The sequence below is a fragment of the Dyadobacter beijingensis DSM 21582 genome (genome assembly GCF_000382205.1).
In the GTDB taxonomy this organism is placed as follows: domain Bacteria; phylum Bacteroidota; class Bacteroidia; order Cytophagales; family Spirosomataceae; genus Dyadobacter; species Dyadobacter beijingensis.
Genome location: NZ_KB907788.1, coordinates 678668 through 705269, shown reverse-complemented (window position 1 = coordinate 705269; position 26602 = coordinate 678668). Strand labels below are relative to the sequence as shown.

Here is a 26602-nt window from a genome sequence, read left to right as displayed (position 1 = left end):
ACTTAACAAAAAGGGCCTGCGCAAACAGGCCCTTTTTGATGGTGTATTATCAGGCGACAACCGCGTTCTTGGGTTTGCGGCCCCGGGGTTTGCCGGTGTATGCGGGTTTGGGTTCTTCCGTTCCCAAGGCAAGTTCAAATCCGACAACGCCGTCGTCGTAATTGAAAAGGGTTATTTCAAAAATAAACTTGGTGTTCTCAAAATCCACGCCGCCTTTGCGCAGAATCAGTTCGAGCGGGATCGAATATCCGCGGCCGCTTCTGGTAAGGGGGAATGTTCCGTTTTCATCTGTGCTGGGGATCAGATAAAGATACTTCAATGATCTTTTTCCTTGTTGCGCTCCGATTTTGAACTGCGCAGTTTCAGGTTCGATTCCTAATTCTTCCAGGGTTTTGGGAGGAAGGACCAGCTTACCTGACGAGGAAATGTAGCCGGTTGGCTTTGGTTTCTCCTGAGGCTTTTTTGTTACCGAAACATTATCCTCGGGAGAAAAGAATTTAATTGCTCTTGCTTTCATAAATAAATTACGGGTTGCTGGTGGATTATTACTTTCGCAAAAGTAATGAAGTTAACATTTTATTAAAATACTTTCTTATAATAATTAACATGCCAAAACTGGCGAAAAATAATGAGTGTGTTCGCGCGGGGAGCCCCATTTCTATTTAGCGTTTTACCAATCGCATTTAAATTATATTGCAAATAAAAACCATCCCCGGCTGTTCATCCGAACATATTTGAATACGCCCGTTTTGCATTTTAATATTGCACGCCCGCCCCGTCTTCACACAACCCATTTCGTTTTTACGATGATAGCAATCCGCCTATCGGCCAGCACTTTTTACAACGACACTTGCAAACGAATTTGTCTCATTCGGTTACAAAAAAAATATATTTCCATTTGCATTCACATCGGTGATAAACCACGTTTCCCACCGCAAGCCAAAAACTAATTCACCCGGTTAATCCATTTTACGGTCCGCAAAGCGCCCTGGCAATCGAACGCGGAAATGTAGAAGTAGTTAGTCAGTCCTATTTTCACCTAAGAATTACGTTTTCATGAACGAAAGCGGGGAAATTCCGGCGACAAATTCCGGTTGGAAATAAAACTTACTATCAATCAACGGTTAATGAAAAGACAACGCAATTGCTGCCTGGCAGCGATCATTTTCTGTTTAATTGAGAGAATAAGTACGCGCAGGGTTACTTGTAGTAACTATTATGACAACCTGCAAGGCCGCACCCCGGAATTTTAGTCCCACTAAACTTTTTGACCGTCAGGTATGATCCAGCGTATGGTCGGTAAAATTTTTTTTGAAAATTTTCAGGACAAAGCGCCCGTTCCTGACTCTAATGAGTAGAATGCATCAAAATAGGAACTATCCCAGCCATAATTAGATAAAACCGATTTGACATGCCGATCACCAAAGCCGCACACTCCCCTGCCGACACGGCTGCCTTACGGCCTCCCGACGCGTGCGACCAGGCCGTACGCGAAGCATTTCAGGCGGGCGACAGGCAGGCATTCGCGGAGATCATGCAGACTTACTATCCGGTACTGCTCAATTACGGCATGCAGTTCCAGCGCGACAGAGAATTTGTGAAGGATTGCCTGCACGACCTCTTCATCGACCTTTGGAACAACCGGCAGAAACTCTCGGCCGTGCAAAAGCTGAAACCCTATTTGCTGAGCTCGCTTCGCCACCGGTTGTTCCGGGAAACCAAACGGCTCCGCTGGTTCCGCGAGGCGGAAGAACTGAATGACGAGTACCACCTGGAAGTCCAGTTCGCGATCGAATCGTACCTGGTAAGCCACGAGGTGCAGCACGAGGAATTAAAACGCCTGCAGGCGAACCTCGAAAAGCTTTCCAAACGCCAGCGCGAGGCCATTTACCTTCGCTTTTTTCAGGAAATGGAATATGAGGACATCGCCCGCGTGATGTCGATCCATTATCATTCCGCGGTGAACCTGGTATATGAGGCGCTGCGGATGCTGCGTAAAAACTGGTTTCTGTCGCTCATAACCGCTATTTCCTCCATTTTCCAGGCATGAAAACTTACCTCACATACCAGACAGAAGATTTTGTCCAGGACCCGTATTTCCGGAAATGGGCGTTGAGCGAGCTGCCGCCCGGCGACCTTTTTTGGGAAACCTGGCAAAACACCCACCCGGAACAATATGAAATGCTGGAAAAAGCAAAGTCGATGGTAATCGCATTGCGCATTGCCCCCCTTGAAATCGGGGACTCTGAAATCCAGCAAGCCATTGACCGGGTGCTGAAAGACACGACAATGGATGGCGGCGCGAGGGTAGGCTCCGCTACGCTGCGGCGCGTTGGATGGGTTGCGGCGGCTTCGGTATTGCTGGTGGGCATGCTGGCGGCATGGAGGCTGATGGACTCCAACACTCCGAGCATTTGGGATGAACGTACGGGACGGGCGGATATACAAACGGAAATCCTGGAAGCCAACGATGCCGGCACCCCGCGCACGATCACGCTGCCCGACAGCAGCCATGTCACGCTTGAAGCGCACAGCACATTGCGGATAGGGCGCCAATTCGGTAAAACGTCGCGCGAAGTTTTCCTTACGGGCGCGGCTTTTTTCGATGTGTCGCGGGATACCGAACGGCCGTTTATCGTGTATTCAGGCAAAGTGGTGACGAAGGTGCTCGGCACGAGTTTCCGCATTAAGGCATACGAATCCGACGCAAATGTGTCCGTAGGGGTACGCACGGGGAAAGTGACGGTTTTCAAACAGCAATCCGGCACCAAACCCGACCCAATGCTTTCCGAAGAGGTTATCCTGACGCCCAACCAGGAGGCAATATTTGTGAAAAAGGAGGAAAAATTCGTCAAAACACTGGTAGAGCAGCCCGCGGTACTCGACCGGTCAAATGCAAAAATACGGCTCGACTTCTCGGAAACGCCCATTCCGGCCGTGCTGAATGCCTTGGAAGCGGCCTATGGCGTGAAGATGATCTACGACGCCGACAATTTGAAGGAATGCAATATGACGGGCTCGCTCAACGACGGGTCGCTGTACGACAAGCTCAGCATTGTCTGCGAGACGATCCAGGCCCACTACAAGGTTACCGACGGCCAGGTGGTCATCGATGGTAAAGGTTGTCAATAAACCGCCCTTCCAGGCAAATCAATTTTATGGAAAAACCCTTGCAAAAGCGCGGCCTCCCACGGAGGCGCGGCCTGCTGAGCGTCGTGAGCGCCACCGCTCTGCCGCTGCTTGTTGTCGTCCTGGGCCTGCAAATGGCCCTGGCCATGAAAACGCCGGCACAGGAGCTGCTCGACAAGCGCATTTCGCTCCGTGCGGAGGATGCGACGCTCAAAAACATCCTCCATCGCATTGAGGAGCTCACGGAAATCCGCTTTACGTATAGCCCCAGGGTTATCCAGGCCGATCGCCGCACATCCGTCAGCGCTCAGAACCAGCCCCTGCGCGAGGTGCTCGAAACGGTACTGAAACCGATGCGTGTCCATTACCGCGTGGCAGGCAATCAGATCGTCCTCAGCCAACAGCCTGCTCCCACGGGCGAAGCCGTGCCGCCCGCCAACGCCGCGCAGGCGACGGCCGTCGACAGGACCATTACCGGCACCGTGAAAAGCGAAACCGGCGAGGGCCTGCCGGGCGTGAGTGTGGTCGTGAAAGGCACCACCCAGGGCACCACCACAAATGCGGAGGGCCATTTTTCGCTTCTCGTACCAGATAATGCTGGCACGATCGTGTTTTCGTACGTCGGGTACCTGAGCCGGGAAGTGCCGCTGGGCAACCAGTCACAGGTGGAAATACAACTCGCACCTAACCTGAAAGCATTGGACGAGGTGGTGGTGGTTGGTTACGGCACGCAGATCAAGCGCGAACTCACAAGCGCCATTTCCAGGGTATCGGCCAAAGAACTGACCGAGCTGCCCGTGGCGGAAGTAGGCCAGGCATTGCAGGGGCGCGTACCGGGGCTGACGGTCACCAATGTAAGCTCGCCCGGCACGGCTCCCAACATCCGCATTCGCGGCGTGAGCTCCGTCAGCTTCTCGACCGACCCGCTTTACGTGATCGACGGCTTTCCTACCACCAACCTTGCCAGCTTCGACAACCGCGATGTGGAGTCCGTGGAAATCCTCAAAGATGCCAGTGCGGCGGCCATTTACGGGTCGCGGGCAACGAACGGGGTCATTTTGCTAACGACCAAAAAAGGCCAGCGCAACAAAAAGATGACGGTCAACCTCGATTCCTATGCCGGTATCGAATCGCCCTGGCGCAAGCTTGATCCGATGAATACCGAACAACGCTCGCGGTTCATGGACGCCATGTTTTCGGGGGCCAACCAGGAGAATGCCGGCGCGAGGCCCAGCCGGTACACTACCGCCGGGATGAACAAACTCCCCTACCCCGGCGCCCCGCAAACCTACGCGCAAACGAATACCGACTGGCAGGATTTGTATTTCAAAAAAGGCTTCATGACGGGCAATAACCTCTCGCTTTCCGGCGGCAGCGATCAATCGACTTTTTACAGCTCAGCAGGCTACATGCGGCAGGAAGGCATTGTCAAAGGCGTAGGGTTCGACCGCTACAACTTTCGCGTCAATTCCAGCCATGACCTGGGCAAACGTTTCACATTCGGACAAAACCTGCTCGTGGCCTACACCTCGCAGCTTTATAATAATTCCGACGGCCAGACGGGCGACCAGGGTACGCCGCTGTCGCTGCTGCAATTCGCGTTACCTCATCTGCCCGTCAAAGACCCGACCAGCAATGCGTGGATCAAGGCCGGCGGCGACGCCATCGACGGGCACCCTTTCCCAAACCTGATCGCCGACATTGAAAACATTGTTTTTCGCAGAAATACCACTAAAATCCTCGGCAGCGCATTCCTGGATGTTAAATTGTTCGAATGGCTTAAATTCCGAAGCACATTCGGCATCGACTATGCCAATTCGCTCGAAAACGGTGCCGACAATAGCTATACGGTCAACGACGGTAATAATGTATTCAAAACCAACGATGGTCTTTCGACGATTTCGAGCAACCGCAACACCTATTCGTCGCTGCTGTTTTCCGAGCAGCTCACGGCCGATAAAACTTTCGGCACGGACCATCATTTGAATGCAATCCTCGTTTTCGAGGGCCAAAACGGCAAAATCCGCACGGAAATGATGTCGGGCAAGCAATCCAATCCCGCCATCAGGACGCTGAACGGCGCTACCAACCTGAGTGCATTGAATGCCTTGGAAGAAAACCTGCTGCTCTCGTACGTGGTGCGCGCAGGCTACGCGTACAAGGGCAAATACATTCTCAATGCCAGCATTCGCCGCGACGGCTCGTCGGTATGGGCGCCGGGCAACAAGTTTGCCAACTTTCCGGCCGCCTCGGTGGGCTGGAACATCGGTCAGGAATCGTTTATGCAAAAGCTGTCGTTCCTCTCGGATATGAAGCTGCGCGCGAGCTACGGCATTACAGGGCTGAACCCGACGTCGCTGAGCAACTACCCGTGGCAATCATTGGTATACAACTCCTCGTATCCGTTTAACAATGAAAACACCGTCAATGCCTCCTTTTACAACAAACTAGCCAACCAAAACCTGAAATGGGAGAAGACCAGCCAGCTGAATATCGGCCTGGATGCTTCCTTGTTCAACAACTCCGTAACGGTTACCGCCGAGTATTTCAACCGCACCACCGACAACCTCATCCTGAAAGCGCCCACGCCGCCGTCGTTCGGCTACGTGCAGTTTACGGACGTAAATATTGGTAAAATGGAAAACAAGGGCTGGGAGCTTGCATTGGGCTACCGCTCGCCGGGCAAGCGGGATTTCAACTGGGGCATCAGCGGCAACATCAGCGTGGTGCGCAACAAGGTACTGCGCCTCGATTCGCCCAGCGGCGTGATTTACGGCGGTGACGGCAACTATTTTTCGAGCTGGGGAGTGCCGGTGACGCGCACCGTGGCGGGCGAGTCGATACAGGCATTTTACGGCTGGGATTTTGACAAAATATACCAGACACAGGCAGAAGTGGATGCCGATAACGCTGCCGCACGCACCAAAACCGGCTCCGACGGCGCCTGGTACCAGGCCCAGGCCACTGCGCCCGGCGACGTCCGCTTCCGGGACCTGAATGGCGACGGCGTGGTAGACGACAAGGACCGTAAGGTAATCGGCTCTTTCCTCCCCGATTTTACCTACGGCCTCAATTTCACGGCCAGCTACAAGCATTTCGACCTATCGATCTTATTCCAGGGGGTGCAGGGCGGCGAGATTTACAGCGGCATAGGCGTCTATGCCGGCGCATTCCGGTGGCCGCTCGGCGGCAGTCTCCGTGCGTTCGAAAATGCCTGGACGGCCGAAAACCCCAGCACTACCGACCCGCGTATTAAATGGAGCGACCCGAACGACAATTCGCGCATATCGCAGCGCTGGTTGCAGGATGCTTCCTACTTACGCCTCAAAAACATCAGTATCGGCTATGAACTCCCCGCCGACGTGCTCGCAAAGAATACCAACGGCGCATTCTCGAAATTCCGCATCTATCTTTCTTCGCAAAACCTGCTCACGTTTACGAAATACGACCTGGGCTACGACCCGGAAATCGGGATGAAGATCGGCAGCAACCGCGGCGCCGGTAACCTCACAAATGGCATCGATTACGGGCAATATCCCGCCGCCCGCTCATTTACGCTGGGAGTGCAATTAGGCTTTTAAATTGATATTCAGCATACTATGAAAAAATATACGCTTCTCCCCGCATTCATCACCGCTATGGCATTGCTCGGCAGCTGCGAAAGCCAGCTCGAAAAGGTGAATCCCAATGCCGTGACTTCCGAAAATTATTTCAAGACTGCCGCGGAGCTGGAAAAGGGCGTCAATGCCGCCTATACGACGCTGAACGGCAGCTACCTCGTGGGCAACTGCTACGTATGGCTCCATGACCTTCGCTCCGACGATTTCGTAGGCACTACCCTCGCCGACGACCGGGGCGAGATCCTGCGCGGCTCGCTGGGTGTGAACAACTCTTACACGGAACGCGTCTGGAAAGGCTTTTACATCGTGATCCACCGCGCCAATGTAGTGATCAACAACACCGTGACCGACGATGAGGCATTGAAAAACCGCGTCGTAGCCGAAGCGAAGTTTCTCCGCGCATTCTCCTATTTCGAACTCGCGAGCCTGTGGGGCGGCGTACCGCTGATTACCAAACCGGTAAGCGATTTCAGCGGGTTCGTGCCACGTTCCACGCAGCCGGCGGTATACGAAGCGGCCATTAACGATTTGAAGGAGGCTGCCGAAGCATTGCCTTCCACTTACGATGCGAAAGATAACGGCCGGGCCACAAAAGGTGCCGCCAACGCATTGCTTGGCCGCATTTATATGCAAATGGGCGATTTCGCCAATGCCAAAACTTACCTCGAAAAGGTACGTACCCCGGGCCAGTACGCACTCACGGACGACAGTAACGACAACTTTCGCGAGGAAACCGAGTTCAACAAGGAATCGATTTTCGAATGTGTGTTCTCACCCTACCCCTCGGCGGCGGAAGACGAGGGCGACGATTACGCCCAGGGCCTTTACCGTGAGTCGACCAATGGTACGCGGCAGTATGATATGAACACGGGCAACGGCATAGTACTGCCCGCACCGGGTTTGAAAAAGGATTTCGAAACCGCCGACGTACGCCGGAAAGCCACCATTTACGATGTGGGCGATACGTGGGCAGGCGGCAGGATGACGCAGGAATCCTGGAAAAAATATACACTCAGTTATAAAAATGCCACGCCGGGCAATGTGGCGAGCGCGATCAACCGGCGTCTGATCCGCTATGCCGAGGTGCTGCTCATGCTGGCCGAATGCGAAAACGAAACCGGCAGCCTCGTCAACGCCATCGCCCGCCTGAACGACGTCCGCAGCCGCACCGACCTGAAAACCGCCAAACTCCCGCAATTCCCCAATGCCGCGTTCCCCTGCAGGACCAGGGACGAAGTGATGAAAGCCATCATGCACGAACGCAAGGTCGAACTCGCCGGCGAGCAGGTACGCAACCGCGACATTATGCGCTGGCGGGCCTCGGGCAAGCTGGCCCTCATCGGCGGCGACCCGATCACCTATTTCCAGGCCAACCGCCACGAGCTGCTGCCGATCCCGCAATCGGAAATCGACCGGAATATAGCATTGGGGACGGGCGGCGTACCGGCACAAAACCCGGGTTATTAATTATAACAAAAAACGTCCGAACATCGGTTTATCCCGTACATTGCAAACAGTACGGGATAAATCATAGTTACTATGAATAAGCTGCTATTCCTAAACCTCTTCCTTTTACTAAATACCCTCCTGCACGCCCAGGCAACCCGCGAAATCGCATCGCCGAACGGCAATATCCGACTGGTAGCGTACATTCAGGACCAGCTGAGGTACAGCGTTTATTACAAAAATCAGCCGCTGATTTCCCCGTCGGAAATAGACATGGTGCTGACCGACGGCAAGAAACTGTCCGCCGGGCTGGCCAGGCCGCTATTCACCGAAAGGTCTGTTAACGAGACAATCATATCTCCCGTACCCGAAAAGCGCATACGCATTCCCAACCGGTACAAGGAGCTTAAAGTCACTTTCCGCAATGCATTCGCCGTGATTTTCAGGGTGTACGACGACGGTGTGGCTTACCGCATTGCCACGGCATTTCCGGGAGAGATCAGAGTGAAGTCGGAAATGGCTGCATTCCGCTTTCCGGCCAACCATCCCGTGTATTTCCCCGAGGTAGCGCCGCCGTCGAATATGGATATTTACCATACCAGTTTCGAAGAACCATACACAGTAAAGCCGCTGGAAAGCATTCACGCCAAAAGCCTGTTTTTCTCGCCTGTCCTCGTGGCGCCGCAGGATTCGCCCAAAATCGGCATTACCGAATCCGACCTCGAAGATTACCCCGGGATGTTCCTTTCAGGCAATGCGGAAAAGGCGCTGTTCGGCCATTTCGCACCCTACCCGGCCGAAGAGACGGAAACGAAAGAGCTCTACTCGACGCGCTACGTTTCCAAACGGGCTGATTTTCTCGCACTAACCAAAGGCACCCGTGCATTCCCGTGGCGGGTGCTGATCGTCGCGCCCGAGGACAGGGACCTGCCCGGCAACGACCTCGTGTACAGGCTCGCAAGCCCGTCGCGCGTGCCCGATGTGTCGTGGGTCAAGCCCGGCAAGGCAACGGACGAATGGATTATTACTTCCAATATTTTCAATGTGCCGTTCAAAAGCGGCATCAATACCGCTACTTACAAATACTATATTGATTTCGCCAAACGGTTTGGCTTCGAGCGCATTATGATGGATGCCGGATGGAGCGACAACAATGATCTCTTCAAGATCAACCCGGACATTGACATGGACGAAATTGTCGCCTATGCCAGGAGCCAGGGCATTGGCGTGAGCATGTGGACGCTGGCCCTCACGCTCGACAAGCAGCTGGAACCTGCATTGGAACAATTCAGCAAATGGGGCGTGGATTTCATCATGACCGATTTCATCAACCGCGACGATCAGAAAGCCGTGCAGTTTTATTACAAAATCGCGGAAGCCTGCGCGCGGCACAAGATCATGCTCATGTTTCACGGGGCATTCAAGCCGGCTGGTTTCAACCGCACCTTCCCGCACGCGGTAGCCCGGGAAGCGGTGCTGGGCTCCGAGTACAATATGTGGAGCGCCAAAGCCGCGCCGGAGCATAATGTACTGCTGCCGTTTATCCGGATGCTTGGCGGGCCGCTCGACTACGAACCGGGAATGCTGAACAACGCCACGCCCAAAGGCTTCCACGCCATGCCGGAAAACGTGATGTCGCTCACGACGCGTACCCAACAGCTCGCGATGTTCGTCGTGTATGAAAGCCCGATACAGTTTTTTGCCGGTAACCCGTCGCAGGGCCTCCGCGAACCTGCATTCATGGAGCTGCTGGGCGATATTCCCACCGTTTGGGACACCACCCGCGTACTCGACGCCCGCCTGGGCGACTACGTGGTGACCGCCCGCCGGAAGGGTAAAGACTGGTACATCGGCGTACTGAACGACTCCACCGCCCGCGACCTCAGCATTCCGCTCGGCTTCCTGCCGCCCGGAAATTTCACGGCGACGACCTGCGAAGATGGCACCAACGCCGACCGTTACCCGGCCGACTACCGCATTTCCGAGGCCAAACTGAACAAATACGACGTGCTGAAAATCCACCTGGCGCCCGGCGGCGGGTACGTAGCCCAGCTACGCGCCGGTGGAGATTGACTTGCTACCCATTACCGGTGCAGCTCTGCGCGGAGGTACATAGCCATCCGCCGTCCGCACCTTTCTTCCCCTTTCTCCCTTTCCTCCCTTGTCTCCCTTCTTCCGGCGTCCCCACCAAATCACAACCCCGGTAACGGGCAGGCTGGCGCAGATGAGTCCGGCGAAAAATGTCAGGATTTTGCTCGGCAATCCGGCCCAGGCACCCACGTGCAGGTCGAAGTTCATGGCGTAAATCTGCTCTCCGCTGGTAAGCTCGCCGAATGAGCGCGACCGGAGGCGGCCGCCTGTAAACTGGTCGTACTGACCCTGGATACGGTCGTAGCGGTTCGTGGCCGTCAGGTAGGTAGAGGTATTCAACGGCAATTTGCCTTTTGCCGGGAAGTTGATGAGGTAACCGTAGGCAGCGGGGTTATCGTGTTGTAATGCAGCGAATACACGGTCCACCGCTTTGGCATCCTTATTTTGCGTCGTGTCCGAAAAAACGGCGGGCACTTCGGCCGGCTTACCGCCGTCGGCGACGGTTTTGACGCCTTTTCCAAACCATTCGAATGCCCACACCAGCCCGGTCACCGCACACATGAAGAGGATCACGCAGGCGTAAAAGCCCAGCACATTATGCAGGTCGTAGTTCACGCGCTTGAATTTCGCGTTCCATTTGATTTTGAAGCTCTTATCGATATTACCCTTCTTCCATTTGGCCGGCCACCAAAGCACCAGTCCAAAAATAAGGATCATTACAAATGCCAGCACCGAGTAACTCACGAGCGGATGCCCGATCTTTTCCCCGAACAGCATCCGCATATGCAGCCCCAGCACGACGGTAAAAAACTCGTTTCGCGAATCTTCGAGCATTACCACCTTGCCATTGTAGGGATTGACGTAAGCCCGCATATAATATTTGTAGTAATCCCAATGCGAAAATCCCTCCTTATCGACTTTCAATGCCCTGAAAATATAAGTGCGGTCGGGCCGGGAGGATATTTCCACGCGGGTAACGGGCCGCTTTTCCCCCACGGCCGCCTGCGCCAACGCCAGCAGCCGGCTCAATGGCAGTTTTGGTGTGCTTTCGGGTTGAACGAAGAACCGGTCGCGGTAGACGAGCGGTTTGAGTTCATCAGTAAAAACGTAGATCGCGCCGGTGAGACCGATGACGATGATCACCAGCCCGGACGCCAGTCCCAGCCAGAGGTGTAACGTTCCGATGAGCCTGCCAAGGGCTGTCTTTTTCTGAGACATGAATCAGGTTTGGGTTGAGAAGCCGGCTTAAAAAGCCATTTCCGCCGCATTGAAAACGGTCGAAAACTGCCGGAAGGCAAAGAAATATGCTATTTAGTTTAATTACAAATTATAAAGCCCGCAAACCCGGCAATTTGTCACTCACTTTTTCAAACAGTCCCGTAGCGATACCGGATACTAGCAGCCGGCACCATCATTTGCCGCCGCTTTCCGATTTCTTTTTATTTTGCGGCCTGTTCACCGCATTGCCCATGAAACCCGGTTTCTTTTCCCGATACGAATGGTGGTACCACCTCGCGATGATGCCCGTGTGCGTCGCGCTGGGAAACTACTACCTGCTGGGCGAGCGGTATTTTACGAACGAGCCTGTGTTCGCGACGGCCAGCGCCATCGCTTTCGCATTATACTGGTTTTCCGTCGTCATGCTTACAATCGTGATCCGCCGAACGGCTGGAAGCGCCATGCAAGGGCAGATTTTGGAACAAATGCTGGGCATGCTCTGGAAGCTGGGCGCCGCTACCGTGCTGTTAGGCCTGTTCGATCTGTGGATTTACAGCCTGGTACCGTCGCTGGGCGTTGGTTTTTCGTGGATAAAGATCTGGCCGATGGTGCTGGTCGGGCTGGTCTGCGACGCATTCATTTGCGCATTGCTCGGCCTCTTTTACGCGCTGCAGCAATGGAAAAACGACCAGGCCGACGATGAAAAATCCGCCCGGCAGTCGGCAGAAATCGAGTTTGATGCGCTGAAAGGACAGGTTAACCCGCATTTTTTGTTCAATAGCCTCAACACGCTTTCGTCGCTCATCAATGCCGATCCGGGGCAGGCGGAGGATTTCGTTGAAGACCTCGCCCGCATTTACCGCTATATGCTCCAAGGTGGCCGCGCCGACCTGGTACCGCTGCAATCGGAGCTGTCGTTTATGGAAATATATGTGCGGCTGCTGAAATTCCGGTACCATGAGGCACTGGTCGTGCACCTCCCCGACCGCCCCCCCGCCGACCTGACGATCCCGCCGCTCATGTTGCAGCTGTTGGTCGACAATGCCGTTCAGTACAATATCCTCTCGGCCAGCCGGCCGCTGACAATCACGATCAGCCTCACCGACGACCGCAGCATTCGCATTACCAACAATGTCCAGATCCGCCACCGGACCATCGGCGTGGCGGGTATCGGACTGCGCGGTCTTTCGGGCAAGCTGCGCACGTTCACGTCGAGGGAAATGGAGGTCAGTGAGGTCGGGGACACGTTTTCCGTGACAATACCGCTCCTGCCCGACGCAGTGAGCGCGCAGGTTCCGGCGCGATGACAATTCATTCCAATAAAAATACAGTTGATGCAACTTGAACGATTCGTTTTTCCGACATTCATCTACTTTTGAACCGTCGCCAGGCCATGACCGGCCGGGCCGCAGCCTGACATGAAGAAAAAAGCATTGTTTGAAAAACTTCCGGAAAAACTCCCGTCGGGCAACCGCTGGCTGTATGCGGCCGGTATGGCGGCAATGCTGTTGGTTCTCAACCATATCACGGTCGGCGGGCCGAAATCCGGCAACTATGCGGCTTATTCGGTGGCTACGGTCCTGAATGGGGCGGTTCTCGGCGTAGCTTTCTTCGTGCATTCGCGGGTGGCGGCCTATATCGATGAACAATATTGCGATTTGCGTAAAACCCTCGTACGTGTGGCGCTTTCCGTGTGTGCGCATGCCGTAGTTTCGGGCGCATTTGTGCTGCTCGTCGCGTGGCTCTATATCGGGATGGGCTTGTTTGGTTCGGTGCTTTCCGTGCATACGCTGGTCGTCGTGTACGTGATCAACTTCGCGGCGATGGTGCTGGTGACCGCGCTGCGGGAAACGTTCGGCGCACTTGCGCGCTGGCGTCAGCATGAGATCAATGCCGAGCGGTTGATGAAAGAGAATGTCAACGGGCAGCTCGAAAGCCTTAAAGCACAGATCAGCCCGCATTTTTTGTTCAATACCCTTAATTCCCTCTCGGCGCTCATCGGCGAAGACCCGGAAAAAGCGGAGGAATTTGTTGACGAAATGGCGCGGGTATACCGGTATTTGCTTCAAACAAACCATTCATCGGTCGACCAGGGCGATTTCGAGCAGCTAACGACCCTGAAAAAGGAGCTGTCGTTCATCGAATCCTATGGGCATCTGCTCAAAACGCGGTACGGCGACGGCATGAAGCTGTACATTCACGTGGAGGAATGCTTCCTCGACTGCCGGATACCGCCGCTGACCTTGCAGCTGCTGGTCGAAAACGCCGTCAAGCACAATGTAATTCGCGCCAGCCGGCCGCTTACCATATTTATACTGAGTACCGTGGAAGGCTGCCTGATGGTGCGCAACAACCTGCAAAAGAAAAGCCTGACGGCCGGTGCGGAAAATATCGAATCGACGCACGTGGGGTTAACCAATATCATGACCAAGTACCAGCTACTGAGCGAGTACCGGCCCGGAATGCCCCAGCCGGCGATCGAAAGCAATCACGAGTTTTTTACCGTCACCTTACCATTGATTTCCTGAAAGCATGAATGCGCTTATCGTTGAAGATGAAGACCTGTCGGTGCGCCGCCTCAAAAAAATAATCGGGGAAGTGGCGCCGGCGCTGCATATCGCCGGTGTCACCGACAGCATCGAACAGACCGTCGAATGGGTCCTCGAAAACCGGCGCACCGGCGAGGCCGACCCCGACCTGATCTTCCTCGACATCGAGCTGTCCGACGGCCAGAGTTTCGAGATCTTCAACCGCATTGAAGTATCGAGCGCCATTATTTTCACGACGTCCTACGACGAATATGCATTGCAGGCATTCCGGCACAACAGCATCGACTACCTGCTCAAACCCGTGCACCGCGACGACCTGCAACGCGCCCTGCAGAAGTACGATAAAATGAAGGGAAAGCCCGAAGCCGACCATTCGCTTGCAGGCATCCGGCAGCTATTGGAAGATTTCAAAAAAGCGTCTTCCGTAGAATACCGGCAGCGGTTCCTCGTCAAGCAGGGACAAAAAATGCTCTCGATCGAAGTCGGCGAGATCGCCTATTTCTTCACCGACGACCGTTACAGCTTCTTCATGACCGATTCCAACCAAAAAATGCTCGTTGACTACACACTCGACGAACTGGCCGAATCGCTCGATCCTGCGCGTTTTTTCAGGATCAACCGCGGTATGATGGTCACGCACCGGTCGGTAGAAAAGATCGACCCGTATTTCGGCAACCGGCTTTCCCTTACCCTGCGGCCGGCGCACAACAAGGAAGTGCTCGTGAGCCGGGAAAAGGTCAGCGATTTTAAAATTTGGATGGGTAAATAGGGTTACACTTTCAGTACCAGCCTGTCTTCCAGCGCCGCATTTACGCCGGGCTCGATGCGCCGCTCGTGCGGGAGCGTGTAAAACTCGACGGTAATGGTAATGCCGTCCGACACCCTTTCGAGCAAAACTTTCAGAAACCCGTGCTTCGTATCGCAGCTGTGTTCGAGGTTGATGCCTTCAAAAACAGGCAACTCGGCTGTAAACCGGTCGTCGTTCGTGTAGGCGACCGGATGGAGCTCGTCGTACCCTCCGCTGCCCGCCACGATGAACGGCAGCACGCGCCCTCCGCCGCTGCGGCCGTTTCGATAATGCCGGCTAAAACGCTGGTAATTATGCACATGACCGCTAAAAACAATGTCGGGATAAATGCCTGTTTCTTCAAACACACCTTCCAGCAATTCGATCATCGGCAGGCTCGAACCGTGGTTGATATCCGCCGAATAGGGCGAATGGTGCAGGCAAAGGATCACCGCCTTGTGCGGGCGTTCGGCATCGGCGCGTTTGAGCTCGTCGATGAGCCAGCGGCGTTGCTCGTCGGTCACCACACCGAATTTGGGCACATTGGAATACATGCCGATGATGTTCGCGAGGGGCGTCAGGAGCGTCCAGTACACATTGGGCTGGGTCATGCTTTTGCGCTCCGCATGGCCGCTGAAAGCCACCGTGCGACGTTCGGTATTGCAAAAAACCGTCGTAAACGCGTCGAGGCTATGGTACCGGACGCGGCTGTCGGGGTTAACGTCGCTATCGTGGTTGCCGGGGATCGCGAAAATCGGGCCGGGGTATTTTTTATAGGGATCAAAAAATTGTCGCTGGTACTCGCTGGCCTCGCCGTGGTTGTAGACTACATCGCCGAGGTGAAAGAGAAACTGCGGCTCATAGCCCGTCTTTTCGGCTGCTTCGAACTGCTTCACCATCTCCGCTACGACCAGTTTCTGAAAATCCGGTGTGCGGATGCTGCCGGTATCCCCCACCATATGGAATGCCAGTTTGTGCTGGTCAGGCACGGGATCGATCGCTTCGAGGTTGAGATGGTAAGGATATTTCCCGGACGGTTTGGGAGCAGGCAGGTACTTGAATGTATCGTCGGGAACGTCGCGTTTAAAAACGGGTTTGGAGAATTTCTTGGAAAAATCTGATTTCATTATGAATGGCTGCCATTTACCAGCCTTTTTGCTGTCAACAACGGCAAGCTAAGAAAAATGCGGGTTAGAAGTGTAAAATTTGCATTAAATCAACCTCGTTCGGCGCAGCGCGTTCAACTCTTCCACTACGGTTTTGATATCAAAATACATAGTCCTGAAATTGCATTTAGGCGTGATACTTTCCGTCGGGTCAACGTGTTTGAATCCGAAACGCGCGTAATAGGATGCGATGTCGTAGCCGGTATCCGGGTCATGCAGCGCGTCTACCGTAACGAAACGGACACCAACCCGATTGATCAGGTCGGTCGTTACATATTCCAATGCCCATTCCAGCAACCTTCGTCCTGCACCTTTAGCCCGTTTGTCGGCCGCCAGCCAGCCGATTTTCACCGCCGGAAATGTCCGGTATTCAACGCCTTCGTTTTCAAGCAATCGATACTCGGTCGTCAGCTTGTCCGCCATCAAAGTAATGTACCCTGCGATTTTCTCGTCGTGCTCGATGATCCAGCATTTGCTGGTCAGGGATTTACATTCCAGCCTGATCTTTCGACCTTTAATGTAAGTCGCAAAATCGTTTCGCAAACACTTAAAACCCTGACCCAGGTTTTCCAGGTCAGGGTTCATTTCAACTACGTCAAATTCTGAGAAATCGATTCCTTCAAATCTGGCTTGCGACATTTACTTCTGCTGTTTAATGATCCGCTCTGCTATTCTTTTGGCCGTGATTACCCCTTGCTCATTTGCCACATAACCGCCGGAATTCACCGCTTTCAGCAAAGCTTTCGCTTCTTTTCCCACCACAGGCTTCGATATCGTGTTTCCTTTGTATTTCATGGTGACCGCGATTTAATTGATAGTTCAAAATAACACAATCATCGTCAAAATCACACTTTGAAAACAGCAACACTTATCAGGTAGCTTGTTTCAATGATTAAACGCGCCAGTTTGAAAGTCTCATTTAAACACGCTCTTCACAATCTCCCCTACCGGATGGTTGGCCGTGAATTTGAAACCCATCAGCTGCGCAACCGTTTGGGCGAATTGGTCCTGGTAGATTTGCGACTGGGTTTTCATTTCACCGGCGGCCGGGGTGTCCGGGCCGATGATGGCCATCCAGGTTTCGTTTGAATGCGGTGCGGATGTGCCGTGGCTCGTCCAGCGGTCGCCGAGGCCGCGGCCGTGGTCGGGGTAGATGATGAGCGTCGTCTGGTCCTTGTAGAACGGGTCCGCCTGCATGTAGTTCCAGAGGCTGGCTACCATGCCGTCGACGTAATGCGCGCCGTCGAGAAACGAGTCGTACTGGCCGTGGTGGCCGAATTCGTCCATGTCCGCGAAGTCGATATGCACCACGCGCGGATGGTTGGCCTCGACATACGAGCGCGTGAGCGCGTACGTGTGGGCATCGAAGCGCACGGATTTGCCGAAATACTCCGGCAGGTAGTTTTGCAGCTCGTTGGCCAGCTTCTGCGCCGGGGTCAGTTTAGCGCCTTTGACAACCTCGCCGGGGATATTCACCAGCATGCCGTTGCGGTCGCGGTTAAGAATGCGCGACAATGCGTCCCAGGAAGCAAATGTGACCACCTTACCCTCATATCCTTTTTGTCTGTTGAAAAATTCGAGGACATTCTCGTTGGGGTTGTTCGGGTAGTCGTTGCTATTGATTTTTTCATCGTAATAGCCACAAAGCGTCTCGCTCCGTCCGGGGTACGAAAACCAGTATTTATTGCGCACATTCACAAGGTTTCCCAGGTCTCGGTTGCCGTACAGCTGCCCTTGTTTTAACAGGGTATTCCAAAAGAACGGCATGAGTTTCGACCGCCGTTCGCCGCTCGTTTTAGCCCAGTACTTGGCGATCATGGCGGCGGAATCCTGATGGACATATTTCTTGTTGAAGAACAAAACCGAATCGGCGCCGCGGAAAATTTCCTGCCAGCGACAACCGTCGACGGAGATCATGACCACATTGCGCGTTTTGGTTTGCGCCGATGCCAGCAGGCTCAGCGTCAGTAGCGCCAGGGAAAGTACGATGTTTTTCATGGTGAAAAGGTTAAGTTTATTTAATCAGCCACATCACGCTATTCTGTGTGTCGGCGCCGTTGAACTGGCTTTTCAGCGATGCTTTCACATTCACTTCGTTGGTCGTGTACTCCGTTGTCGGGTAAGCCCAGCGCACGGGGATCTGATTATTATTCGAGTTGGACTGGCCGATGCTGAATGCCGGAATGCCCGTGCGACGGTAGTTGTAAAATGCCTGACGGCCCGAATTCTCGAAGAACGCCATGTATTTCTGTTCCAGTATTTTCTGCAAACCCTGCGCATTGTTACCCGGATAGGGATTAGCAGCAAGGAAGCGGTCGATCTCCGTCTGCGCAATGTTATAAAACTTCATCGATTCCGTCACACCTTTTGCATAATAATCGGCTGCATTGCCCGTGAGCCAGCCGCGGTTAATGGCCTCCGCTATGCTGAAATGCACCTCGTGAGCGCCCAGCTGTATCGCCGGCACGCCGGCCGCCGAAGCTTCCCAATAATCGAAATTGATCATCGAAAGCAGCCCCTTACCGGCCTGTTCGAGCAGGGTCGATTGCAGGTCGCCCGTTTTGCCGCCGCCGTAGCGCTGGTAGGCGTCCGCATTGCCCTTCAATGCATCCGCAGGCAGTGCTACTACCAGCAGGCGCGGGTCGCGGGTAGCTTTGGCGATGTCGGTGAATGTCGCGCCGAGGGTATTGCGCTTGTCGTTTTTCACCACTACCCCATTGCTCGGCCAGAGCGGATAGGTGTTGATGGTATTGTAAACGACCTGGAAATTGTCTGCATTCGTCGTAATGAGCGGGTATTTAGACGGATCGTTCACGATCGCCGCAAACTGCTGTTTCACATTCAGTTCCGGGCTGTCGTCGGCGCGTTTGCTGAGGCTGATCAGGACCCGCAGCCGGTACGAGTTGATCAGTTTCTGCCATTTGGCCAGATCCCCGCCATACATATAATCGCCGGAGATAGCCGGCTTTTTCGCGATCAGGGCCGGCATTTCGGCATTGGCCTCTTCGAGCCATTTCAAAACCTGCACGTAAATGTCCTTCTGCGCATCGTATTTCGGCTTGAAATTCTCGTCGCTCACACCTTTGATCGCTTCCGACATCGGCACGTCACCAAACATTTCGGTGGCGCGGCTGTAAAAATAAGCCTTGAAAAACTTCGCGAGCGTGAGGTAATGCGCGCCCACATCGCCGGTTTTCGCGGCTTCGATCTCCATCCGGTTCACGTTGCGCAGAGAGGTGTAAAATACATCATAAGAGCCTGTCGTCCAACCGTATGCCTGGCCGTCGTAGTAGGCTTCGTTCTGGGTCATAAACTGGTTATGACGGTGGTCGGTGCTCCACGGGGCGTCCCAGGTGTTGGTGAGAATGCCCGTCAGGATGAGGTCCGCGGAGGGGTTGGTGATCGCGCCGGGGTCCTTTTGCAGGGTATCGATATCCTGGCAGCTTCCCAGGCCGATCGCCAGCGACAATAGCAGATATTGGATCTTTTTCATTGGTAATGCTGATTAAAAAGTCACGTTCAGATTGGCACCGAAGCTTTTCACAGACGGCGTCTGGAAGCTCGTAATGGTGCCGGTAAACTGGTCAAGGTCGATGTTTTTGGTATACTTTCCTGTGAAATACAACAGGTTACGTCCTACGAGCGAAATGCTGGCCGAGCTGGCGAAACGCGTTTTCGAAAGCAGTTTCGCCGGGAAATTGTAGGTCAAAACCACCTCGCGCAGCTTTACATAGGTGCGGTTTTTAGCGGCAATGTACCCCGACTGGTAGTAATTTGTCGCCCACGCCTGCCAGAGCACCGGCACGTCGTTCGTCGCAAATTCGCGCGTGTCCGAAATCACATTGCCGTCCTGGTCGGTATTGAGCTGGCCTTTGACAATGCGCTTGCCGTCCGTCATTACAGAGCCTTTGTAGTCCGGGTTATCGCGGTTTTGCCAGTCTTTCAAACGGAACTCATTGGCAGATTCCGGCGCCGTTCCGCTACCGAACTGCTTGGTATACATGTAGTTGTTAACCTTCCCGCCGAAACGGCCATCCACCTGGAAGCTCAGCGTGAACGACTTGTGGCTGAACGTGTTATTAATACCCGCTGTGAAATTATTGTCGTAGTAGCCGATCCGGGAATTGAACGGATTGTAAGCCGGCATCCCGTTCGACCCGACGATGATCTTGCCCGTTTCGTCGCGCTGGAAATCCTTGATATAATAGGCATCCGCGCGTTCGCCGACGTGGATATTGCCGTCGCGCTGCTGCGTACCGTCGATCTTGTCGAGCCATTTGTGGTTGAGCGACCAGTTGGCCGAAACATTCCAGGTCAGATATTCATTTTTCACGGCTGTACCGTCCACACCCAGCTCGACGCCCTTCCGCACGTACGTATACGCATTGCGCTGCACGCCCGCCACGCCCGAGGTAATGGAAGCAGGCACGCTCACGATCCCCGGCCCTTCTACATTGCGGAACACAGAGGCGTCGAAACCGAGCCGGTTATGCAAAAACCGCATTTCCAGGCCCAATTCGAGCGTTTTCACGCGAGCGGCTTGCAGGTTATCGCTATACAGCGTGCCCGTGTAGCTTACGCCGGTGTAGGAATTGTTCCAACGCGTAGAGCTGGTGTAGGTCGGCAGCAGCTTGTAAATGTCGTACTGCGAACTCTCGTCCACAAAATCGCTCGCCACGTTGGCGTACGAACCGCGGATTTTAGCAAAGGAAACGACTTTCGGCAAATCGATCACTTCCGAAAGCACTGCGCTGAGCGACGCCGACGGATAGAAATAGGTATTGTTCTTCTTAGGCATCGTGCTCGACCGGTCTACACGCCCGGTGAGGCTCAGGAACAGGAAATCTTTATAATCCAGGTCCACAAACCCATAAGTACTTCCCACCCAGCGCTTTGCCTGGTCATTGGAAGAAGTGGCGGGCTGCACGGAGTTCGACAGGTCATACACGCCCGGCACGATCAGGCCCTTGGAAGTAGTGCCTGTCAGCGACGTCACCTTTACCGAGCGAAGGTTGGCATACAACGACGCATTCAGCCCGAAATCCTGCCCGAAGCGGTTTTCGAATTTCAATGAGCCCTCGGTATTGTTCTCCCAGAACGTGTCGTAAGTCTCGGAATAGCCGCCGGCCTGGTTCGGGAAGCCGAAGTTGTAGAGGTTGGAAGAAATCGGGGCGCGGGTACTGCGGTTACGGTTCCAGGTGCTCACATTCGTACGCGCATTGAACGTCAGCTTGTCGCTGATTTTGTAATTCATTTGCACAAAACCGTACACATCGTTCTTATAATAGGTCTTCAATGCTTCGTAGGCAGTCATCCAGGGGTTATCGTAGATCGTGTATTCGCGGTTGTACTGCTGGGCATTTTCCTTGCCGGGCTGCCAGTAGTTGCGCAGGTCGTTCACGTCGTAATCCACACCACCCCATACGGTGAAAATGTAGATGGGGCTGGCGGGGCCGTAGTCGAGCGTGGGATAATTGGGCGAATACTGGCGGTTATAGTTGATACTTGCATCGAAACGTACTTTTTTGCCAGCATTAATCCCGCCGGAAATGTTCACGTTCGTGCCGCCGAGCTTCGTATTCGGCATTTGTCCGCGCTGGAACATTTGTGAAACGGAAAGGCGGAAGTCGCCGAATTCGTTCTTGCTTGAAATGGCGAGGTTATTGGTGCTCAGCAAACCGTTGCGAAGGAAGTTGGTCAAATTGTCCTTTCCCCGCGCGAGCCAGGGAATAGGTACGAGCGCGCCGGTCGCGGGGTCTTTGGGGCTGTTATACTGGGTAATTAGCTGACCTTCAAAACGTGGCCCCCAGATATTGTAATCGTTATCGTTGATGCCGCCCCCGCGGCCGTCCTTGAATGCATATTCGTAATCGCTGCCGGGGCCGTATTCCGTCTGGTATTTGGGAATGGCATTGAAGCCCGTCTGCAACTGGGTGCTCGAATTGAAATCGACCGAAAAGCCCTTTTTGGCGCTGCTGCCTTTTTTGGTGGTAATGATAATAGCTCCGTTCTGGCCGCGGTTACCGTACAATGCAGCTGCGCTGGCACCTTTCAGCACGGAATAGGTTTCGATATCGTCCGGGCTTAGGTTCCATGAATCGGTGTTAATCGGCACACCGTCAACCACGTACAATACCCCGGCGCGACCGCGCAGCGTCACCTGCGGGCTGGCAAGCAAATCGGGGCTTTGTGCAATGGTAAGGCCGGCCACCTTGCCCGTCAGCGAGCTGATCGCATTCGGTTCACGCGCTTTCACCATCGTAGCACCCTTCACTTCGGACACCGCGTAACCGACGGCTTTCTTCTCTTTTTTGATACCCAATGCCGTCACGACCACCTCGTTGAGCTGCCGTTGATCGGCGCTGAGCGCGAGGTCAATGACCGACCGGTTACCCACCGCTACCTCCTGCGAAAGGAAGCCGAGGAAGGAAAACACGAGCGTATCACGCTCGGTATCGACACGTAATACATAATTCCCTGTCGCATCCGTGACCGTTCCGCGCGAGGTACCCTTGATCAGGATATTCACGCCCACGAGGCCGTCTTTCCCGGCACCATCGGTCACCCTCCCGCTCACGGTCCGCTCGGCGTTCGCGACCGGCCGTTTCAGCGAACGCCATGCATTATACGCGCTCGTATTCGCGGAGCTTTTCTCGTGCAAGTAACGAGGGTCCCCCGCATGTGTGCTTGCGGGAAGCAATGCCGAGAAGCCCAGGCAAAGCGCCAGCGCGGCAGACCGATAGCCGCCGGCACGACCGGCGCCAGGGTGGCCCTTGCCAGGGTGGCCCTCGCTAGGGTGGCCATCGCCAGGGTGGCCCTGTCCAGGGTGGCCCTCGCCACGACGGTCCAAAATTGTAGTCATTTTTTTCATAAGTGGTTGTTAATTAGCTGTATTCAAAAAGGTCAATAACGGTTCATCGAAGGTCAGCAGACCATCTTGCAGACATGCGCACGCGGCGCCGGCGGAGACATCCGTCATCGGCACGGCCGGTTTACCGGGAAGCCGATCAGTTAGAAAAGAAAATCAGGATAGTATCATAGACAGTCAGGATTGTGAACAAATACTAAACAACCTAAGGAATGGCACTACTTCGGAAGATTCTGCTGCTAAAATCTAAAAGTAAAGTATAAATTAACAATTGAAAAACTTTTGGAAAAATTTATTCGCATCAAGTATCAAATGTGCTCGATCACATCTCAGAATGTTTATAAATACTGCATATCATTCAATCACAGCACAAAGATATTTTTCAAAATCTGAACGTGGTTTACTTGAATGTTAATTAATATTTAACTTTTCAAGAGCAAGCCATAGAATGGCCCGGACGCGGCAAACGTGCATCGTCCAGTTCGAAGGTCCGGCGCTTTCTAATCCCTACAATTCGCCATCGCAATGGGTGAAATGCAATTTTCACGTACATGCCCGCGCCTGGGAGGGCGTTACCAATGGGCACGGCATAGCGCAAGACATCCGCAATGCATATAGGGCGCGGCATTACGGTGTGCATTCCACAGCGAACGCGTGCCTGTCAGACCGCCGACTACCGACCGCCGACGGCCGTCAGCCGTCAGCGGTCAGCCGTCAGCCATCGCCCGAAACATTTTTCTCTCCCCATACAACCATTTCCCGAACTTGCCGCCTCTTTGACCTGGAAACGCTAAAAAACACCGCATGACCTCGGAGGCCGATTTGATTTCTGGTTGCCTGTTGAACGACCGCATTGCCCAGCGGCAGTTGTATGATCGCTATAAAAAAGCGATGTATACGCTCGCTTACCGCATTACGGGGGACTTCGACGATGCCAACGATGTTTTGCAGGACGCTTTCCTGGAAGTTTTCAAACACCTCAACCAGTTCCGCGGCGAATCGACGCTGGGTGCGTGGATCAAGCAGATCGTCGTCCGGAAATCGACGAAAAAGAAGCGGGTCATGCTCTGGCAGAATGTCGAGGATTATGTAGGCGAAAGCGTGGATTGGGGAGAGTCGGAGATCAATGCGGCGCACTTAGAAACGGCCGTGCTGTCGCTGCCTGACGGCTTCCGGACCATTTTCGTACTCGCCGAAGTGGAGGGCTACATGCACCGCGAAATCGCCTTGATGCTGAATATCTCGGAAGGGACTTCCAAATCGCAATTGTTTCATGCCAAAAGAAAGCTCCGCGCGATGCTCTCGGCCCACTGACACTGAAAATCATGGAAAAGAACCATAGCACCCTGCAAAACGCCATTCACCGCTTCCCGTCGTACGAGCCGGGCGATGACGTATGGGAGGGCATTCAGGAAGAACTGTACACGGTACCCTTGCGCGTGGCGATCAGCCAAATGCCTGATTACGAGCCGGACGAACAGCTTTGGAATTTGATTGAACGTAAAAAAACACGGAATGGTAAACTGAAATGGTGGTATGCCGCGGCGGGCGTTTTACTGGCGGCCGGGGTGGTCTGGCTGGCGCAGCCGCAGGGCTCCGCGCGCATCGCGTACTCACAGGAGACCGTGGACGAGCGCTTGCAGGTGGAAAACTCCCTCAAAACAGACCAGCAATACCAGTTGCTCAAAGCCTATTGCGAGACCGAAACATTGGTATGCAACAGCAGCGAGTACCGCACCTTACAAAAAGAATACGAGCAATTGAGCTCGGCTTCCGAACAGTTGCAGCAGGCGATAGGCGATTACAATACCGAGCCCGCGCTGCTTCGGCAATACAACGAGATCGAGCGGCAGAAAACGGATATTTTGAATGCAATGGCAAAAATGATTTAAGCACCAGGACAATGAAAAAACAGATCATCAACAGCTGTCGCGCGGCCGCGCTGGCGCTTCTCCTGTGGGCGCTCCCGCTTGCGAGGGCCTACGCGCAGGGGAAATTGCAGGTAGCGACCAAAAAGATCGAAAGGACGATCAGCGCGCCTGCCGTGCGAACACTCTACATCAGTGCGGAAAAGGCTGATATTGAGATATTCACGTGGGACAATACCGACATCAGCGTGCTGATGGAGCTCTCCGCCCGCCATCCCGACCGGGCCGTCGCCACGGAGGATCTGTCTAAGCTGCAATACATCGCCGACCGTAATGGCAAGGATTACTTCCTGCGCAATTATGTGGTGCTTAAAAACGGCGAATCCAAGCCCGTATCGAACCTGAAAGCGCGTTATACGATCCATTTGCCCGCTTCCTGCGCCGTAGACCTTAAAAATTCGTTCGGCACGATTACGCTGCGCGGCCTGACTAACCAACTGAACCTCAAAGCGGATTTCTGCACAACAAACCTGACCGGATTGAGCGGCAAGGGCGCGCTGCAAACTACATTCGGCGAATTATCGGGCAACGAGCTGGCCGGTACGTTCACATTCGGGAGCGACCATACTAACGTCCGTCTCGAACACATCTCCGGAGCGATCCGCATCGATGCCGCATATGGTAATGTCGAAATATACCCGACGGTGGGCCTCACGAGCCTCGGTATCCATTCCAAAAAAGCCGAAGTAACGCTCCTGGCAAAAAACTGGCAGCATTTCGATTACACGATCAACGGCGCCTATGCCACGATGAAATTACCCAACGGTTTCAAATGGAAGCGCAACACCGCCGATTTCAAAGAGGCATTTTTCTCCCGCAACCAGCTCGCCAGCGTCGACATCAATGCCGAGTTCGGGAGGGTTACGATTAAATAAAACGGGTGCTTAACTATTAGTCATGAAAATAAAATAACCCCCTACGCTGCCTATTCAACATTTTTACGCACACTAACCAACCCGTATTCCATTTATGCTGAAAGGTTTATTGTTCTGCCTGATGCTCGCGTCGTGCACCCTTCGTGCCCAGGATTCTATTCAGGTTTCCTACTCGGAAGAAGCCGACACATTGATCAAACAACGCTTCATCGACCGGTACGAGAATGTGTTTATGACAAAAGTCCCGACGCGGCATATGTTTAAAATCGGCCTGTCGCAGTATTACCAGGCGATTGCATTTTCGCTTCGGGATGACAGGATTATCAATAATACCTCCTTGCAACTCGGATATGAATTCAAATTTTTGCCGGCCTTTTCAGTCGCGTTCGCGGGACACATTCCGTTTTTTGACCTGAACACTCCTATATCGGCCTCGTGGCAGAACACGGTAATTGACGGGCAGGTAAGGTGGTTTGTGGGAATGCGGAAGCGGATCAGGAAAGGGCTTAGCGCGAACAATTTCAGCGGCAATTACATCGGTCTTTTTGTAAGTGTACCAGGCACGGCAGACCATTTTGAACCTAGAACCGGGTTACGCCTGGGTTTGCAAAGACGCTTTCTGAACCGCGGCTTTATGGATTTCGCCTTTTCAATCCGCAACAATGGTGATAAGGTCGAATGCTCAACACAAGCAATCCTCGGCATTGCATTCGGTGACTGGAAAAAGATCGATCGAGTTCCGCTTTGTGATATTTTGTTTTGCGACACACAGGTCCGGCATCAGTGGAAGGTGCGTTTGCCGGAAGTGACGGTCGGGTACTATCTGAACCGGATCAAGGCAGGTGTCGCATTTGAGCAAAAAACTAGGCTCCTGGCCTCTTACGCTGAATTTCCAATTGGATGCCGCTATGAACAACGGATTTAA

General features: G+C 53.8%; 20 protein-coding genes. 12 read left to right on the top strand and 8 right to left on the bottom strand.

Translation table 11 applies throughout. The features are described 5' to 3' along the window. Positions 1–49: 49 nt before the first annotated feature. Complete coding sequence (locus tag H144_RS0116420) at positions 50–517, bottom strand: hypothetical protein (RefSeq protein ID WP_019943181.1); 468 nt, start codon at positions 515–517, stop codon at positions 50–52. A gap of 894 nt (positions 518–1411) precedes the next feature. Here H144_RS0116420 and H144_RS32055 point away from each other — a divergent pair. From H144_RS32055 to H144_RS0116395, 5 genes are all read left to right on the top strand, one after another. Next, positions 1412–2050, top strand: coding sequence for an RNA polymerase sigma factor (locus tag H144_RS32055; RefSeq protein WP_019943180.1), 639 nt, complete (start codon positions 1412–1414; stop codon positions 2048–2050). Next, positions 2047–3132 carry a FecR family protein gene (locus H144_RS0116410; RefSeq protein ID WP_019943179.1) on the top strand — a complete coding sequence of 362 codons (1086 nt, stop codon included), beginning with the start codon at positions 2047–2049 and terminating at the stop codon, positions 3130–3132. The genes H144_RS32055 and H144_RS0116410 overlap by 4 nt, the downstream gene beginning before the upstream one ends. Positions 3133–3158: 26 nt before the next feature. Further along, a complete protein-coding gene (locus H144_RS0116405) occupies positions 3159–6710 on the top strand; it encodes a TonB-dependent receptor (protein WP_019943178.1) in 3552 nt (1183 codons plus the stop codon). 18 nt (positions 6711–6728) lie between these two features. Beyond that, complete coding sequence (locus H144_RS0116400) at positions 6729–8216, top strand: RagB/SusD family nutrient uptake outer membrane protein (protein WP_019943177.1); 1488 nt, start codon at positions 6729–6731, stop codon at positions 8214–8216. 72 nt (positions 8217–8288) lie between these two features. Beyond that, complete coding sequence (locus H144_RS0116395; protein WP_019943176.1) at positions 8289–10268, top strand: glycoside hydrolase family 97 protein; 1980 nt, start codon at positions 8289–8291, stop codon at positions 10266–10268. Here H144_RS0116395 and H144_RS0116390 read toward each other — a convergent pair. Beyond that, positions 10248–11504 (bottom strand): PepSY-associated TM helix domain-containing protein, encoded by a 1257-nt coding sequence (locus H144_RS0116390; protein WP_019943175.1) that lies wholly within the window; start codon positions 11502–11504, stop codon positions 10248–10250. The two genes, H144_RS0116395 and H144_RS0116390, sit on opposite strands and share 21 nt — an antisense overlap. A gap of 251 nt (positions 11505–11755) precedes the next feature. Between H144_RS0116390 and H144_RS0116385 the strand changes: the two genes are divergently transcribed. The 3 genes from H144_RS0116385 to H144_RS0116375 all read left to right on the top strand — a co-directional run bounded on the left by H144_RS0116385 (position 11756) and on the right by H144_RS0116375 (position 14822). Next, a complete protein-coding gene (locus tag H144_RS0116385; protein WP_229207918.1) occupies positions 11756–12811 on the top strand; it encodes a sensor histidine kinase in 1056 nt (351 codons plus the stop codon). Between the two features lie 111 nt (positions 12812–12922). Continuing rightward, entirely contained in the window at positions 12923–14032 is a 1110-nt protein-coding gene (locus H144_RS0116380; RefSeq protein WP_019943173.1) for a sensor histidine kinase, read from the top strand. 4 nt (positions 14033–14036) lie between these two features. After that, entirely contained in the window at positions 14037–14822 is a 786-nt protein-coding gene (locus H144_RS0116375) for a LytR/AlgR family response regulator transcription factor (protein ID WP_019943172.1), read from the top strand. A gap of 2 nt (positions 14823–14824) precedes the next feature. Here H144_RS0116375 and H144_RS32050 read toward each other — a convergent pair whose 3' ends face one another. The 6 genes from H144_RS32050 to H144_RS0116345 all read right to left on the bottom strand — a co-directional run bounded on the left by H144_RS32050 (position 14825) and on the right by H144_RS0116345 (position 22868). Next, the gene (locus H144_RS32050) at positions 14825–15967 is read right to left on the bottom strand and encodes a metallophosphoesterase family protein (protein ID WP_019943171.1); all 1143 of its coding nucleotides are present in this window, start codon (positions 15965–15967) and stop codon (positions 14825–14827) included. Between the two features lie 84 nt (positions 15968–16051). Next, the gene (locus H144_RS0116365) at positions 16052–16645 is read right to left on the bottom strand and encodes a GNAT family N-acetyltransferase (RefSeq protein WP_019943170.1); all 594 of its coding nucleotides are present in this window, start codon (positions 16643–16645) and stop codon (positions 16052–16054) included. Then, positions 16646–16801: a hypothetical protein gene (locus tag H144_RS34605; RefSeq protein WP_019943169.1), complete on the bottom strand. Its 156-nt coding sequence runs from the start codon at positions 16799–16801 to the stop codon at positions 16646–16648. It abuts the gene before it with no gap. A 120-nt stretch (positions 16802–16921) separates the two neighbouring features. Beyond that, entirely contained in the window at positions 16922–18004 is a 1083-nt protein-coding gene (locus tag H144_RS0116355; protein WP_019943168.1) for an alkaline phosphatase family protein, read from the bottom strand. A gap of 16 nt (positions 18005–18020) precedes the next feature. Continuing rightward, on the bottom strand, positions 18021–19499 hold the full coding sequence (locus H144_RS0116350) for a SusD/RagB family nutrient-binding outer membrane lipoprotein (RefSeq protein ID WP_019943167.1): 1479 nt from the start codon (positions 19497–19499) through the stop codon (positions 18021–18023). A gap of 12 nt (positions 19500–19511) precedes the next feature. After that, entirely contained in the window at positions 19512–22868 is a 3357-nt protein-coding gene (locus H144_RS0116345) for a SusC/RagA family TonB-linked outer membrane protein (RefSeq protein WP_157504768.1), read from the bottom strand. An 810-nt stretch (positions 22869–23678) separates the two neighbouring features. Here H144_RS0116345 and H144_RS0116335 point away from each other — a divergent pair. The 4 genes from H144_RS0116335 to H144_RS0116320 all read left to right on the top strand — a co-directional run bounded on the left by H144_RS0116335 (position 23679) and on the right by H144_RS0116320 (position 26602). Then, positions 23679–24188, top strand: a complete 510-nt coding sequence (locus H144_RS0116335; protein ID WP_019943164.1) for an RNA polymerase sigma factor — start codon at positions 23679–23681, stop codon at positions 24186–24188. 11 nt (positions 24189–24199) lie between these two features. After that, positions 24200–24766, top strand: coding sequence for a hypothetical protein (locus H144_RS0116330; RefSeq protein WP_019943163.1), 567 nt, complete (start codon positions 24200–24202; stop codon positions 24764–24766). 11 nt (positions 24767–24777) lie between these two features. Then, positions 24778–25677: a hypothetical protein gene (locus H144_RS0116325; protein ID WP_019943162.1), complete on the top strand. Its 900-nt coding sequence runs from the start codon at positions 24778–24780 to the stop codon at positions 25675–25677. 94 nt (positions 25678–25771) lie between these two features. Then, positions 25772–26602, top strand: a complete 831-nt coding sequence (locus H144_RS0116320) for a hypothetical protein (protein ID WP_019943161.1) — start codon at positions 25772–25774, stop codon at positions 26600–26602.